The 14,688-nt window shown below is 45.9% G+C and carries 12 protein-coding genes; all 12 read left to right on the top strand.

Annotation, left to right across the window (positions count from 1 at the left end; all coding sequences use genetic code 11):
• Positions 1-21: 21 nt before the first annotated feature.
• The 12 genes from ACFQZT_RS30200 to ACFQZT_RS30145 all read left to right on the top strand — a co-directional run bounded on the left by ACFQZT_RS30200 (position 22) and on the right by ACFQZT_RS30145 (position 14,557).
• Entirely contained in the window at positions 22-633 is a 612-nt protein-coding gene (locus ACFQZT_RS30200) for a DUF6115 domain-containing protein (RefSeq protein WP_379306284.1), read from the top strand.
• The gene (locus ACFQZT_RS30195; protein ID WP_379306282.1) at positions 626-1,141 is read left to right on the top strand and encodes a hypothetical protein; all 516 of its coding nucleotides are present in this window, start codon (positions 626-628) and stop codon (positions 1,139-1,141) included. Before ACFQZT_RS30200 ends, ACFQZT_RS30195 begins: the two co-directional genes overlap by 8 nt.
• Positions 1,142-1,406: 265 nt before the next feature.
• Positions 1,407-2,105, top strand: a complete 699-nt coding sequence (rpsB, locus tag ACFQZT_RS30190; protein ID WP_188174137.1) for a 30S ribosomal protein S2 — start codon at positions 1,407-1,409, stop codon at positions 2,103-2,105.
• Positions 2,106-2,210: 105 nt separating this feature from the next.
• On the top strand, positions 2,211-2,861 hold the full coding sequence (gene tsf, locus ACFQZT_RS30185; protein WP_379306280.1) for a translation elongation factor Ts: 651 nt from the start codon (positions 2,211-2,213) through the stop codon (positions 2,859-2,861).
• A 92-nt stretch (positions 2,862-2,953) separates the two neighbouring features.
• Positions 2,954-3,679, top strand: coding sequence for a UMP kinase (gene pyrH / locus ACFQZT_RS30180; protein ID WP_379306278.1), 726 nt, complete (start codon positions 2,954-2,956; stop codon positions 3,677-3,679).
• A gap of 3 nt (positions 3,680-3,682) precedes the next feature.
• Positions 3,683-4,237: a ribosome recycling factor gene (frr, locus tag ACFQZT_RS30175; protein ID WP_379306276.1), complete on the top strand. Its 555-nt coding sequence runs from the start codon at positions 3,683-3,685 to the stop codon at positions 4,235-4,237.
• A gap of 66 nt (positions 4,238-4,303) precedes the next feature.
• A complete protein-coding gene (locus ACFQZT_RS30170) occupies positions 4,304-5,080 on the top strand; it encodes an undecaprenyl pyrophosphate synthase (protein WP_379306274.1) in 777 nt (258 codons plus the stop codon).
• A 61-nt stretch (positions 5,081-5,141) separates the two neighbouring features.
• Positions 5,142-5,936, top strand: a complete 795-nt coding sequence (locus ACFQZT_RS30165) for a phosphatidate cytidylyltransferase (RefSeq protein ID WP_379306272.1) — start codon at positions 5,142-5,144, stop codon at positions 5,934-5,936.
• A gap of 25 nt (positions 5,937-5,961) precedes the next feature.
• Positions 5,962-7,107 carry a 1-deoxy-D-xylulose-5-phosphate reductoisomerase gene (locus tag ACFQZT_RS30160; protein WP_379306410.1) on the top strand — a complete coding sequence of 382 codons (1,146 nt, stop codon included), beginning with the start codon at positions 5,962-5,964 and terminating at the stop codon, positions 7,105-7,107.
• 229 nt (positions 7,108-7,336) lie between these two features.
• A complete protein-coding gene (gene rseP, locus ACFQZT_RS30155; RefSeq protein WP_379306270.1) occupies positions 7,337-8,596 on the top strand; it encodes an RIP metalloprotease RseP in 1,260 nt (419 codons plus the stop codon).
• A 61-nt stretch (positions 8,597-8,657) separates the two neighbouring features.
• Positions 8,658-10,106, top strand: coding sequence for a proline--tRNA ligase (gene proS, locus ACFQZT_RS30150; RefSeq protein WP_379306268.1), 1,449 nt, complete (start codon positions 8,658-8,660; stop codon positions 10,104-10,106).
• A 140-nt stretch (positions 10,107-10,246) separates the two neighbouring features.
• A complete protein-coding gene (locus ACFQZT_RS30145) occupies positions 10,247-14,557 on the top strand; it encodes a PolC-type DNA polymerase III (protein ID WP_379306266.1) in 4,311 nt (1,436 codons plus the stop codon).
• Positions 14,558-14,688 lie beyond the last annotated feature (131 nt).

Here is a 14,688-nt window from a genome sequence, read left to right as displayed (position 1 = left end):
AAAAGGTGAGACAGCTTGGACATGAAGCCTTTGATGTATGTCGTGCTTCTCGGTCTCGTAATCATCGTCTATGCACGATTCATTCCAAAAAAAGAGGCAGCAGTCTCTGCCAAAACGAACGTTGTCCAAGAGATCGAAGAGACGATAGAGCATTTTGCTGCCGAAATGGACGAGCAGAATCAAGCGCTTCTTGATTTGTTCTCACGGACCAAACAGGATTACGAGGTGGAACTAGCCAAACTTGCGGGCAGATTGGAATCACTCGAGAAACAAAAGCATGAGCTTTCCCAAGAATTAACCAAAGTTCATGTGAATCAGCAGCTTAACTTGAAATCTTTTAGCTCAGCTAATCCGGTGTCTGGTGCTTCAATAGAGTCAATATCCTCCCAGCAGGAATCTCAACAATTGGTTCAAGCGGAATTACACACAAGGCAGATGGAAACTGTACAGGAAGACCCCGTCCTTGAGCCCATATATACAGGACTAAGCATGAAAACCAGATATGCTGAGCTTTTCAGCTTGCATGATCAAGGGAAAAGTGTTGAAGCTATTGCCAAGAAACTTGGTATGAATAAAGGTGAAGTGAGTCTGATCCTGCAGCTCTCCAGTCAGGAGGAAAAGTCACGTGTTTAAGAACCGATCATATGTATACGGAATCGGCACGGGGATTATCATAGGAGCCGTTTTGCTGCAGATCATGGCTGTAAGGCCTAGTGCACCCGGATCAAGCGCCACCCCGCTCGACGAATTGGATCCTCTGAAGTTAAAGGATCAGGCGTCTAAATATTATCAGGTATTTGACAAAGCAACAAAAGTCTACACACAAGCTGATTATGATGCGGCTGTTCAGAAGAAGGTGCAGGAAGAAAAGGATAAGCTGGCCACTTCTAAACCGAAAGATCAGCCTCCATCCGGCAGTACATCAGCCGAACAGCGAATCGTAATCTACGTCCAGCCTAATCTCGACGCTACAGCGGTCACTGAATTGCTTTTGAAGTCCGGCATCATTACAGATCGTAAAGCTTTCATGACAGAACTTGAGAAACAAGGCGGTTCCGTCAAAATTCAAATTGGTTATCATGTGTTTGAAGGCGCGATGGATATGCAGAAAGTGGTTTCCAATCTAATTGCAGCTCAATAATAAAACAGACCGGCAAAACGATCTTTTGCGGGGTCTGTTTTTGTTTGCAGACGTGCTGCTTGACCTACATCAAGAAGTAAAAAATAGGGCATGATGACTATCATGACAAAAGGTTGCATAGGCATTTGAGTTATGGTATATTTATTCACGGTGTTAAAAACACACGCCCGTCAATTTGCATAATGGTGCTTACTTTGGTAAGTTTTATGCGAAGATGCGACCGGCGGCGGATACCACAAAAACCATTTTAAGGGAGGGATTGGAGATGGCAGTTATCTCCATGAAACAGCTTTTAGAAGCTGGCGTACATTTCGGTCACCAAACTCGTCGTTGGAACCCGAAAATGGACAAGTACATTTTTACTGAAAGAAACGGAATTTACATCATCGACCTGCAAAAAACGGTTAAAAAAGTTGAAGAAGCTTACAACTTTGTTAAATCCGTTTCCGAAGAGAATGGAACGATTCTTTTCGTAGGTACGAAAAAACAAGCTCAAGATTCAGTTGCTGAAGAAGCTGAGCGTTGCGGCATGTACTACATCAACCAACGTTGGTTGGGTGGTACGCTGACTAACTTCCAAACAATCCAAAAGCGTATTGATCGTTTGAAAGAACTCGAAAGATGGGAAGAAGACGGTACATTCGAAGTTCTTCCTAAGAAAGAAGTTATTATTCTCCGTAAAGAGAAAGATCGTCTTGAGAAATTCCTGGGCGGCATCAAGAACATGAAAGGTCTGCCTAGCGCGTTGTTCGTTATCGACCCTCGCAAAGAGCGCATTGCTGTTGCTGAAGCTCGCAAATTGGGTATCCCAATCGTTGGTATCGTAGATACTAACTGTGATCCGGACGAAATCGACTATGTGATTCCTGGTAACGATGATGCGATTCGCGCAGTGAAATTGCTGACTGCAAAAATTGCTGACGCAGTTATCGAAGCACACCAAGGCGAACAAACAACAGCTTAATTATAGGAATGTGAAAAGGGTGGTTGGAAGGTGTAACAGCCTGTCACCACCCTTTTTTTAAAGCGTAGTATATAACTACATATAATTATCGGGAGGTTCTTACCAATGGCAGTTACAGCAGCACAGGTAAAAGAATTACGTGAAAAAACAGGCGCAGGTATGTTGGATTGCAAAAAAGCGCTTGAAGAAGCAAACGGTGATTTGACGAAAGCAGGAGAATTGCTTCGCGAGAAAGGTCTTTCCGCTGCAGCTAACAAAGCTGGACGTATTGCTACAGAAGGCGCTGTAGAATCCTACATTCACGCAGGCGGTAAAGTTGGCGTTCTGGTTGAAATCAACTGTGAAACTGACTTCGTAGGTAAAACGGATCAATTCAAAGCATTCTGCAGAGACATCGCTATGCATATCGCGGCTGCAAGCCCATCTTATGTTCGTCGTGAAGAAGTGCCAACAGAAGCATTGGAAAAAGAAAAAGAAATTCTTCGCAACCAAGCGTTGAACGAAGGCAAGCCTGAAAAAATCGTTGACAAAATGGTTGAAGGCCGCATTGGTAAATACTACGAAGAGTATTGCTTAATGGAGCAGCCTTTCGTTAAAGATCCAGATAAAACAATCGAGCAATTGTTGAACGAGAAAATCGCAACAATCGGCGAGAACATTTCGATCCGTCGTTTCGTGCGTTTCGCGCTTGGCGAAGGACTTGAGAAAAAACAAGAGAACTTCGCGGAAGAAGTTATGTCCCAAGTTAAACTCTAATACGTTTTTCCGAAGATGGAACACTTGGTGTTCCTTCTTTTTTAGCTACTAGGCAAGACCTGCTTTATGTATCGAAACGGAGGGTATACAAGTTGGTGCAACCTTTTTATAAAAGAATCATACTGAAATTAAGCGGGGAAGCTTTGGCTGGACAGCAAGGCTACGGCATCGATTCAGAAGTCATTACCTCTATCGCACAACAGGTGAAGGATGTTATCGAATTAAATGTTGAAGTAGCCATCGTGGTAGGCGGAGGCAACATATGGAGAGGTATTGCTGGAAGCGAAAAAGGGATGGACCGGGCGACAGCAGATTACATGGGAATGCTGGCTACCGTCATGAACTCCCTTGCTTTGCAGGATGCACTCGAAACGATTGATGTGCCGACAAGAGTTCAATCTTCAATTACGATGCAGCAGGTAGCGGAGCCCTATATTCGACGCAAAGCCATTCGTCATCTGGAAAAAGGCAGAGTTGTTATTTTTGCGGCTGGCACAGGAAATCCTTACTTCTCGACAGATACGACGGCTGCTTTAAGAGCGGCTGAAATTGAAGCGGAAGTTATTCTTATGGCGAAGAACAAGGTAGACGGGGTTTACTCGGCTGATCCATTTAAAGACCCATCTGCCAAAAAGTATGAAACTTTGACCTATATGGAAGTTCTTAGCAACAATTTAGGTGTCATGGACTCCACCGCTTCTTCCCTTTGTATGGATAACAACATCCCGTTAGTGGTGTTCAATATTACGGAACAAGGGAATATCAAACGCGTTGTCCTTGGCGAGAAAATTGGGACTACAGTTAAAGGGAGTGTCTAAGATATGCCACAATCCATTAAAAAGAACGCCGAAGATCGGATGGAAAAAGCAATTGGCGCGTTGAGAAGAGATTTGACATCGCTTCGCGCAGGTCGAGCGACGCCTTCGCTTTTGGATCGTATTCAAGTTGAATATTATGGTGCAATGACACCTGTAAATCAGCTTGCTAATTTAACTACACCAGATTCCCGGTCTTTGATCATCCAACCATGGGACAAAAGCTCTATGGGCGCAATCGAAAAAGCGATCATGAAATCGGATCTGGGTCTTACGCCATCAAATGATGGCAGTGTGATCCGCATTGTGATACCGGCTTTGACGGAAGAGCGCCGGGCAGAGCTCGTGAAGATGACGAAAAAATTCGGTGAGGAAGCAAAAGTAGCGATCCGAAACATTCGTCGCGATGCCAATGACGAGATCAAAAAGCTTGAAAAAGCTGGCATTTCTGAAGATGAATCGAGGAAACACCAAGAGGATATTCAGAAATTTACAGATAAGTTCGTTGCGGAAGTCGAAAAAGTACTAGCCGCTAAAGAGAAAGAAATTATGGAAGTTTAAATTAGATACGCCCCCGGGGTATTAGCTGGGGGTTTTTCATCTTTCCTTGAGTAGGGAGGAACAACGATGCTCAAACCGTTAAAGAAATGGTTAGGAAATACGTCCAAGGACGGCACCGCTTCAGAGTTTCCTGACATTGATTTGGATAATGTGCCTGCACATGTGGCGATCATCATGGACGGTAACGGACGCTGGGCAAAGCAAAGAGGGTTACCTCGCGTAGCCGGGCACCATTCCGGTATGAAAAATGTCAAGAAAATTACAATGGCAGCGAATAATATCGGCGTAAAAGTACTGACGATGTATGCTTTTTCGACGGAAAATTGGAAGAGACCGAAGGAAGAAGTCGAATTTCTGATGAAACTTCCCCAGGAGTTTTTTCCGCTGGAGATCGAAGAGCTTATTGAAAATAACGTTCGTATCCGGATGACGGGTTGGAAAGAAGGCTTGCCTGATTATACGCTTAAAGCGATAGAAGGGGCTATCGAACGTACGAAGGACAACACTGGACTCATTCTCAATTTTGCCTTGAATTATGGCGGTCGCAAAGAAATGATTGCCGGTGTTCAAGATATTATTCGTGATGTACAGAACGGCACCCTTCAGGCCGAAGAACTCGATGAGGCACGCTTTTCTTCCTATATGTTAACCTCGGATTTACCGGACCCGGATCTGTTAATCCGCACTAGCGGCGAACTGCGCTTAAGCAATTTTCTGCTTTGGCAGTTAGCATATTCGGAATTGTGGTTTACGGATGCGTATTGGCCGGAATTCACAGAAGCGTTATTTATGCAGGCGATTGCTGAATATCAGCGTCGAGCGAGAAGGTACGGCGGTATTTAAGCCCATATGTTTCGGACTAGACGCTGTTTATGAAGTTTTTGTCATCTAGGAGGAGTCTATCTTGAAGCAGAGGATCATCACAGGGGTTATCGCTGGACTGGTTTTCATCACGCTGTTAGTGCTAGGTGGGTACTGGTACGCCGGCTTAATCGTTCTGCTCTCGATTATTGGTTATCGGGAATATATTCAAATGAATGGTTTTACATCACATAAATTATCCTCTTTTGTAGGCCTGATTGCTCTGCTGCTCCTAACGATTCCTTGGGGAATGCTGGGTATTTCTCTTCCTGTCAATGCCACAGCCATTATATGGCTCGCCATGTTTGTGCTCCTTTTCATCACAGTCGCTTCCAAAAATTCAATAACCATCGATCAAGTTTCGATCATATTGCTGGGCGCCATTTACATAGGACTTGGTTTTTATTATATGATCTCTACGCGTATGCCCGAACATGGGTTGTTTTGGACTGTGCTGGTGTTTGTGTGCATATGGGCAACGGATTCAGGAGCTTATTTTATCGGGTCCATGATTGGTAAGAACCCGTTGTGGCCTCAAATCAGTCCTAAAAAATCAATCGAGGGCGCCGTAGGCGGGATCATCGTTTCAATGCTCGTCGCACTTGGCTTTGCATGGTATGCGCCAGACTTACTTTCCTTTGGGACGGCTATCTTGCTAGGATTAGTTATCGCGATCGTGGGACAAATCGGTGATTTAATTCAGTCCGCCTATAAACGGGTAAAAGGCATAAAGGATACAGGGACGCTTCTTCCTGGACATGGTGGAGTTTTAGATCGAGTGGATAGCTGGCTGATTGTATTTCCTTTTATCCACTTGCTAGGTATTCTTCCCCACTAACCGCAGACGTACGAGGTGGATTATGATAAAACGCATTGCGATCTTGGGGTCAACAGGATCGATTGGAACTCAAACGCTAGATATTGTTGCGAATGCCCCCGAGCGTTTTCAAGTAGAGGCGCTTTCCGGCGGATATAACAGCAAGCTTATTATCAAACAGGTTAAACAATTCCATCCGAAGATCGTATCTGTAGCAACCAAGGAATTAGCTGAAGAAGTTGAGCAGCACGTATCCTCTGGTACCCGCGTTCTCTTTGGAGAAGAAGGTTTGCTAGAGGTAGCGGCTTCAACGGATGCGGATATTGTGGTGACTGCCTTGGTAGGCAGTCAGGGATTGAAGCCGACGCTTGCGGCAATTGAGGCAGGCAAGCATATTGGCCTGGCTAATAAAGAAACTCTTGTAAGCGCAGGCCATATCGTAACGGATGCTGTGAAACGCAAGGGAGTTGCTCTGCTGCCTATAGATAGTGAGCACTCAGCAATCTTTCAATGCTTGAATGGCGAGAACCGGCCGGAATTAGCCAAGATCACGATCACAGCTTCAGGGGGTTCTTTTCGGGATCGAACGCGCGAGGAGCTACAAGGGGTAACGGTAGAGCAAGCTTTACAGCATCCGAATTGGTCGATGGGCGCAAAGATTACAATCGATTCTGCGACGATGGTGAACAAAGGGCTCGAAGTGATTGAAGCACGCTGGCTATTCGATCTGACGTACGATCAAATTGGAGTTATCATCCATCCGGAAAGCGTCATCCATTCCTATATTGAATTCGTGGATAACAGTGTTATCGCTCAACTTGGCAATCCGGATATGCGCGTCCCGATCCAGTATGCGTTGACTTATCCGCATCGATATCCGACGCCGACAAAACGGTTGGATTTGGCTGCGATCGGAAAGCTCCATTTTCGAGAAATGGATTTCGACAGGTATCCATGCTTGCGAATGGCCTTTGAGAGCGGAAGGCAGAGCGGCACAACGCCAACCGTATTTAATGCCGCTAATGAAATTGCTGTTGCACGTTTCTTGCGAGGCGAAATCACTTTCTTGCAAATTGAACAAGTCATTGAAGCTGCTCTCCAAAAGCACGAGTCTTATGCTGAGCCGTCTCTTGACCTTATTCAAGAGCAGGATGCATGGGCAAGAGCTTATGCAGCATCGATTCAATTTTAACGATGGAAGGAGAGCTTAGGTCAGCAAGGTTGGCTCGGCTCTTTTTTCAATGCATCAACGTCTAGGCAGAGTCAAAGAGTCTAAATGAAACTCCTTTCTCGTATACTGAGCTAAAAGGGGGTAGCTTGTATTCAGTCATTCAATAATGGTAATCTAAAAGCAAGCAAGCCCAAATAAGTGCTTACGATGCAAGTTTTGCTATAGCAAAACTCTAAGGAGGAAATACGACTTGTCAGCCATAGAAGTTGGATTGAAAGTTATTTTGTTGTTTTTCGTATTGGTGACGATTCATGAATGGGGTCACTTTTATTTTGCCAAACGTGCAGGCATTCTTGTAAGGGAGTTTGCCATCGGTTTCGGACCCAAGCTTTTTTCATATAAAAAAGGAGAGACTAGGTACACATTGCGAATCTTGCCGATTGGCGGTTTCGTGCGCATGGCAGGTGAAGACCCTGAGATCGTGCAAGTGAACCCTGGTCAAACGATTGCAGTTCAACTGAACAATGCCAATCAAGTAACCATGCTTTATTTGGATCAATTGGATCGACGCTCTAATATTATCATGGGTGTTGTTGAACAGATTGATTTAGAGAGAAGTCTTCAATTAACTCTTGAAGTTGATGGTGAAACGGTGACTTACCCGATTGATCCCCAAGCCATGATGGTGGCCAAAGGGACGGAGACGCAGATTGCGCCTTATGATCGACAATTCGGCAGTAAGACGGTGGGTCAACGTGCGCTCGCAATTGTTATGGGACCTGTCATGAATTTTTTGCTGGCGATTGTCTTGTTTCTGATCGTCGTGATTATGTCGGGTGTTTTTACAAATGTGAAATTGGATTCGGTGGTTGCCGGTAAAGCGGGTGAGAAAGCCGGCCTTCATAAAGGTGATATCATCATCTCTATAGACAGTCAACCGATCGGAGATAATCGTGAAAAACTTGTGACAGCCATTCAACAATCTGCCGGCAAATCCATGACATGGGTGGTTGATCGCGCAGGCAGCTTAATGACACTTCAAGTGACACCGGAAATGGAAGCAGGTGCGGGCAAGCTTGGCGTTGTCATTTCAGGAGATCGGAGAAATGCAACATTTAGCGAAGTCATGAAAGGGACATACGAGCAGGTCGTGGGAACTACGGTAGGGATCGTGACTGGTTTGCAAAAGCTGGTCATGCTTCAATTCAAATTAGATGATTTGGGAGGACCCGTCCGTACCGCACAAGTATCCGCGGAGTTTGCCAAACTCGGAATGACTTACTTGATTTCATGGGCGGCAACGCTTAGTCTGTACCTTGGCATTTTCAATCTGTTGCCGATTCCTGCACTTGATGGCAGCCGACTTCTCTTTATGGGACTTGAGGCGCTGCGCGGCAAGCCGATTGATCCGAATCGCGAAAGCATGGTGCATTTCATCGGATTTGCATTGCTCATGCTGCTCATGGTAGCGGTGACGTATAATGATATATTACGGTTGATAAAAGGATAGCCATGGAGAGCTCATGCTTACGAAGTCAGTTTTGCAAAAGCAAAACTTTTAGGAGGCGCATATGTCAAACGAAAAGCAGTTTGTTAAAGAAATTACACCTCAGGGAGAAGACTTCTCCCGTTGGTACATAGATGTTATTAAGAAAGCAGATTTAATGAGCTATTCGCCGGTCCGAGGCTGTATCGTGTTTAAACCGGACGGTTATGAGATTTGGGAGAACATTCAGCGTGAACTCGATGCCCGTTTCAAAGAAACCGGCCACCGTAATGCGTATTTTCCGCTTTTTATTCCCGAAAGCTTCTTCCAGAAGGAAAAAGAACATGTGGAAGGCTTTAATCCTGAACTGCCTTGGGTAACAGAAGCAGGTGGCGAGAAGCTGGAGGAACGCTTGGCGATTCGTCCGACTTCGGAGACGATGATCGGCCATATGTACTCCGAATGGATCAACTCTTACCGTGATCTTCCGCTTTTGATCAATCAATGGGCTAACGTGGTGCGTTGGGAAAAACGCACACAACCGTTCTTGCGGACCAGCGAGTTTTTGTGGCAAGAAGGCCATACCGCTCATGAAGACGAACAGGATGCACGTCGCGAAACGATGCAAATGCTGGAAGTGTACCGTGATTTTGCAGAGAATTTCTTGGCGATTCCGGTCATTGTCGGTCAGAAAACACCATCTGAGAAATTCGCCGGTGCAGTCGATACTTTCTCAATCGAAGCCATGATGAAAGACGGCAAAGCGGTACAAGCAGGAACCTCGCATTATCTTGGAACGAATTTCGCAGTTGCGTTTGATATCAAATACTTGGATCGGGAAAATCAACATCAATTTGCGCATACGACTTCTTGGGGCGTAAGCACTCGCCTAATCGGCGCTCTGATTATGGTTCACGGCGATGATCGGGGACTTGCACTGCCGCCGAAAGTTGCGCCGACACAAGTTGTCATGATTCCAATCGGTCCGCCAAAGACAAGAGAACAAGTGATTGGCCGCGTAGATGAGCTGTACGCTCAGCTTAAGAAAGCAGGCGTGCGGGTCAAAGTGGATGATCGTGCAGACCAAAGTCCAGGCTGGAAATTTAATGAATACGAAATGCGCGGCGTTCCGATTCGAGTGGAATTGGGACCGCGCGATATGGAGAATGGACAAGTCGTTCTCGTTTCCCGTGTCAGCGGTGAGAAAAAAGTCGTAGCGCAAGCGGACTTCGTTCAAGAAATTGAGAATATGCTTGCTGAGATTCACCAGCAGATGTATGATAAAGCGAAGCAGTTCCGTGACGAGCATTATATCGCTGTGGATTCGCTTGACGAATTCAAGACGTTCCTGGAAGGCAAACGAGGATTCGCGTTGGCAGGCTGGTGCGGTTCGGACGCTTGTGAGTCACAAGTGAAGGAAGAGACCGGCGCAACGAGCCGAAACATTCCGTTCAATCCTTCGGAATCGAAGTCTACTTGTCTGGTTTGCGGGGAAGCAGCCAAACATACGGTCGTATTCGGAAGAAGCTATTAATTGATTCTTTAAAAGCAAACATAAGGGCAAACGGAATGCACCATCTCCTTTGCCCTTCGTATTTTTGTTCAGGAATTTTCACTATGCTTATATAGTTATCGGGGACTCTTTGTGGGGGATATTTTATGGGGAGGATGTTCATGAGTAGTTTGGCTGACAAACGGAATCGCTTTGAGCTTTTGATGCAGCAAGCCGAGATTCCGGCCGATACCGTTCGGTCATTTTTTGCGGAAGGGTACATCGATCAAGTAGAAATTAGCCGGAAAAATCGCGACTGGACCTTTTATTTGGTGAAAAATGAATTAGTGCCTCAGAACATATACCGCTCTTTTTGTAAAACGATTCAAGAAAAATTCGCGCATATTGCGAAAATTCGCTTCATTTGGCGGTTCGAACAAGCGGAACCGTCAGCGCTGGTAAATGAATACTGGAGTCTGTTCATGGAATGGCTGCAGCGTGAGGCGGCATCCATCAACGGTTGGATGGCTAAAGCGAAAATTGACGTACAAGGTCAAGTTTTGACGCTGATTATGCTCGATCAAATCGGCCTGGACCTCGCGAAGAAGAAGAACATTGACATGTTTATTCGAAATTTTTATCATAACTTTTTTCAATTGGAATTGTCCGTTAAATATGCGGTTAGCGATAGCACCGAGATCGAAGCCGAATACGAGAAATTCGCGCAGCAAAGAGCTCAGGAAGAGCGCAGCGTTACGCAAGAAATTATGATGTCCATTGAACAAGAAGAGGAAGCTTCGGATCTACCTGAGGGAGACCTTAAACTGGTCATCGGCTATGATATTAAAGAGGTTCCGACACCGCTGAAAGATATTCAGGAAGAAGAGAAAAAAGTGACCGTACAGGGCACGGTTTTCGGACTCGATGTCAAAGAATTGCGAAACGGCAACACACTTTTCACGTTTAACCTTACGGATTTCACTGATTCCATGTCCATGAAAGTTTTCGCCAAGACGAAAGACGACGTGAAGATTCTGAGTCTCTTGTCGAACGGCACATGGATTCGGGCACGCGGCAAAGTCGAATACGATCGGTTTATGCAAATACCCGAACTCGTCATGATTCCGAATGATCTTAATGAAGTCATGCCTCCCAAGGATCGTATGGATGATGCGGCGGAGAAGCGGGTCGAGTTCCACCTTCATACCTCAATGAGTACGATGGATGCACTCACGCCAGTTGATCAGTATATCAAAACAGCAGCCAAATGGGGCCACAAGGCGATCGCAATTACAGATCACAGCAACATCCAATGCTTCCCCGAAGCAGGCAAAGCTGGCAAAAAGCACGGAATCAAGGTCATTTATGGTTTGGAAGCGAACGTTGTAAATGACTCCGTTCCCATCGTTTTGAATCCGCGAGATATGGATTTAAAGACAGCCACTTACGTTATTTTTGACGTAGAGACAACAGGGCTTTCCGTTACGAACAATAAGATCATAGAGCTTGCAGGCGTGAAAATGCAGGACGGCAAAGAAATCGACCGTTTCGCTACCTTCATTAATCCGCACGAGAAAATTCCTTACAACATTCAACAATTGACGAACATTAACGATGATATGGTTAAGGATGCGCCGGACATTGAAGATGAGCTTCCGAAATTCATTGAATTCGTCGGCGATGCCGTTCTTGTAGCTCATAACGCCCGGTTCGATATGGGCTTCCTCCAAGCCAATTTGAAACGCATGGGGTTGCCGGAAGTAACGAATTCCGCGCTCGATACATTGGAACTAGCACGATTCTTATTCCCATCCATGAAAAATCATCGTTTGAATACATTGTCGGATAAGTTCAAAGTGAGTTTGGACAACCATCACCGAGCGATTGACGACTCGATTGCTTTGGGCTTTGTCCTCTATCATTTAATTAACGAAGCCTATGATCGGCAGATTATGAATCTTGCTAGATTAAATGACTATGTTGGCAAAGATTTGACGAACCAGCGTCCTTTTCACTGTTGTATTTATGCGCTTAATGCCACCGGCAAGAAGAACTTATTCAGACTTATTACTTTATCGCATACGCAATATTTTCACAAAATGGCTACAATACCCAAAAGTGTATTAGTTGAACATAGAGAGGGACTGCTTATTACTTCCGGGTGTGAAAAAGGCGAATTTTTCGAAGCGATTCTTAACAAATCCGTAGAAGAAGCTGAGCAAGTAGCCGAATTTTATGATGTGCTTGAGATCCAGCCCGTCAGCTATAACATGCACCTTGTAGACAAAGGGCTCGTTGGGAGTAAAGAGGATCTGGAAAATGCCGTTCGCCGGGTTTGCGAAATCGGCTATAAATCCGGCAAACCGGTCATTGCAACCGGTAATGTGCATTACTTGCATCCGCGAGAAAAAGTATGCAGGGACATTACGATCAACGGCATTACGGGCTTTAGCCCGCTTAAGGGCATGAACAAACCTGATGCGCATTTCCGTACGACAAAGGAGATGCTGGAGGAGTTCAAATTCCTCGGCGAGGAAAAGGCGCTTGAAGTCGTCATACGCAGCACCAACGAGCTTGCGGACCGTTTTGAAGAAATTCAGCTGTTCCCGGACAAGCTGTTTACGCCGATCATCGATGGGGCTGACGAAGAAATTCGTAATACCTGCTATAACACGGCTAAAGGACTTTATGGCGATGAATTGCCTGAAGTTATTGTTGCCCGATTGGAGAAGGAGCTCGTGCCGATTATTAAATTCGGCTTCTCGGCGAACTATTTGATTTCGGAGCGACTGGTTAAGAAATCGAATGCAGACGGGTATCTGGTCGGCTCTCGGGGTTCCGTCGGATCGTCTGTCGTTGCAATGATGCTTGGGATATCGGAAGTTAATCCATTGCCGCCGCATTATCTATGCTATTCATGCAAAACGAGCGAGTGGTTTTTAGACGGAAGCGTGCCAAGCGGCTTCGACCTTCCGAATAAGATTTGCCCGAACTGCGGCGCGAATATGAAAGGCGACGGTCATGATATCCCGTTCGAAACGTTCCTTGGCTTTAAAGGGGATAAAGTTCCCGATATCGACTTGAACTTCTCCGGTGAATATCAGCCCGTTGCTCATAACTACACAAAAGTGCTGTTTGGTGAAAAAAGCGTGTTCCGTGCGGGTACGATCGGTACGGTGGCAGAGAAGACGGCCTTCGGTTTCGTCAAGAAGTACGAAGAGGAACAGGGGCAAAAATGGCGCGGAGCCGAGCTCAACCGACTTGCCGCAGGTTGTACGGGCGTTAAACGCAGCACGGGGCAGCATCCCGGCGGTATCGTCGTTGTCCCTGATTACATGGAAGTAGACGACATTACGCCTGTTCAGTATCCAGCCGATGATGTGAACGCGGAATGGAAGACGACGCATTTTGATTACCATGCCTTCGATGCGAACTTATTGAAACTCGACATCCTGGGTCATGATGACCCGACGATGATGCGGATGCTGCAGGATTTGACCGGCGTGGATCCTACGACGATACCAATGAACGATCCGAAGGCGATGAGCATTTTTAATTCTACAGAAGCGCTTGGCGTAACGCCGGAGCAAATCCGTTCCCCTGTCGCTACGTACGGGGTTCCCGAGATGGGAACGAAATTCGTGCGGCAGATGCTCCAAGAGACACAGCCGAGCTCATTTGCCGACTTGTTGCAAATTTCCGGTCTTTCGCATGGTACCGGCGTCTGGCTGGGCAATGCGCAGGAGCTCATTAAAAAAGGGATATGCAACATTAAAACCGTTATCGGTTGTCGTGACGACATTATGCTATACCTGATCTACAAAGCGGGGATGGACGCAGGACTTGCTTTTAAAATTACGGAGAGCGTACGTAAAGGTAAGGGTCTTACCGACGAATGGAAAGAAGAGATGAAGCGCTGCAACGTGCCCGCTTGGTATATCGAATCGTGCGAACGCATCGAATATATGTTCCCTAAAGCGCATGCCGCCGCTTACGTAATCTCGGCTGTGCGTACAGCCTATTTCAAGGTTTATCATCCAATTGCTTACTATGCGACATATTTTAGCGTTAGGGCGGCTGATTTTGATCTTGAACTGCTTTGTCAAGGCTACGACGCCATTTTGAAACGTCTGATCGAAATTGAGGAGAAGGGCTTTCAAGCGTTGCCTAAGGAAAAAGCGATGGTCTCCATTCTCGAGATGGCGCTTGAAATGACGTCACGCGGGTTCAGCTTCAAGCCGATTGATCTGTATCGATCCGACGCTACGAAGTTTATCATTGACGGGACTTCACTTATTCCTCCGTTTGCAGCTATGCAGGGGATTGGTGAGAGTGCGGCGAAAAACATCGCCGCAGCGAAAGAAGACGGCGACTTCTTATCGATCGAAGATTTCCAGAACCGATCGAAGGCCTCGAAGACAGTTATCGAGCTTCTATCTTCAATGGGGTGCTTCCGAGGATTGCCGGAATCGAATCAATTATCTTTGTTCTAAGCCTTTACGCAACCTGTTTTTTGCAAATTTACGCAACCTGTCAAGTGAAAATGATTAACAAGTTTGCTATTGTAAAGCTCTGAATGGTTATGGTATAATTTTTCTTGGCAATAATGAGGATATCATCTTGT

The organism is Paenibacillus sp. GCM10027628, from assembly GCF_042676385.1.
In the GTDB taxonomy this organism is placed as follows: Bacteria; Bacillota; Bacilli; order Paenibacillales; family NBRC-103111; genus Paenibacillus_E.
The sequence above is the reverse complement of the archived record's forward strand: the minus strand, read 5'-3'. Positions and strand labels throughout refer to the sequence as shown.

Coding starts and splice junctions, on each gene's coding strand:
- tsf (WP_379306280.1), top strand. CDS start 2,211: ATGGCAGTTACAGCAGCACAGGTAAAAGAATTACGTGAAAAAACAGGC.
- rpsB (WP_188174137.1), top strand. CDS start 1,407: ATGGCAGTTATCTCCATGAAACAGCTTTTAGAAGCTGGCGTACATTTC.
- ACFQZT_RS30145 (WP_379306266.1), top strand. CDS start 10,247: ATGAGTAGTTTGGCTGACAAACGGAATCGCTTTGAGCTTTTGATGCAG.
- ACFQZT_RS30200 (WP_379306284.1), top strand. CDS start 22: ATGAAGCCTTTGATGTATGTCGTGCTTCTCGGTCTCGTAATCATCGTC.
- proS (WP_379306268.1), top strand. CDS start 8,658: ATGTCAAACGAAAAGCAGTTTGTTAAAGAAATTACACCTCAGGGAGAA.
- frr (WP_379306276.1), top strand. CDS start 3,683: ATGCCACAATCCATTAAAAAGAACGCCGAAGATCGGATGGAAAAAGCA.
- ACFQZT_RS30170 (WP_379306274.1), top strand. CDS start 4,304: ATGCTCAAACCGTTAAAGAAATGGTTAGGAAATACGTCCAAGGACGGC.